The organism is Kitasatospora sp. SC0581 (assembly GCF_048159585.1).
Taxonomy (GTDB): domain Bacteria; phylum Actinomycetota; class Actinomycetes; order Streptomycetales; family Streptomycetaceae; genus Kitasatospora.
On the sequence record NZ_JBLRWA010000186.1, the window covers coordinates 1 to 393 of the forward strand.

Genomic DNA, 393 nt, shown 5'->3' on the forward strand with positions numbered 1-393 from the left:
CCTTGAAGAAGTTAGCTATTATGGAGATGAGAAAATTCCTTCGGCTGAAGTTACTCTTGACAATTATATTTCAACTGAAAATATGTTACCCAATAAAAGTGGTGTAGGAATGGCTTCTGGGTTGCCAACGACTAAGAGTGTAAGAAGATATAAAAAAGGAGATATATTATTATCAAATATTCGCCCGTACTTTAAAAAAATATGGTTTGCCACTAAAAATGGAGGTTGTTCTAATGATGTATTAGTTATTAAAAATAAGGACGAGAAGGAACTTGACAAAAAATATTTATATTACACGCTTTTGCAAGATAATTTTTTTGATTATGTTACAGCCACTTCTAAAGGTACAAAAATGCCAAGAGGAGATAAATCAGCAATTATGAATTATGGCAT

The 393-nt window shown here is 31.3% G+C and carries 1 pseudogene; it reads left to right on the top strand.

Features of this window, described 5'->3' with window-relative positions:
- Positions 1–393, top strand: a pseudogene (locus tag ACLWS4_RS37695) (hypothetical protein); the annotation flags it as partial.